This window comes from Staphylococcus sp. HMSC072E01, from assembly GCF_001814125.1.
Classification (GTDB): Bacteria; Bacillota; Bacilli; order Staphylococcales; family Staphylococcaceae; genus Staphylococcus; species Staphylococcus hominis.
In genome coordinates, this window is record NZ_KV814991.1 from 1 (window position 1) to 238 (window position 238).

Here is a 238-nt window from a genome sequence, read left to right on the forward strand (position 1 = left end):
CTTTTAGGAGGCGACCGCCCCAGTCAAACTGCCCATCTGACACTGTCTCCCACCACGATTAGTGGTGCGGGTTAGAGGGTTCATAACACAAGGGTAGTATCCCACCAGCGCCTCCTCCGAAACTAGCGTTCCGGTCTCATCGGCTCCTACCTATCCTGTACATGTGGTACAAACACTCAATATCAAACTACAGTAAAGCTCCATGGGGTCTTTCCGTCCTGTCGCGGGTAACCTGCAT

General features: G+C 52.9%; 1 rRNA gene. It reads right to left on the reverse strand.

The window, feature by feature from the left end:
* Positions 1–238 (reverse strand): 23S ribosomal RNA (locus HMPREF2953_RS10960); the annotation flags it as partial.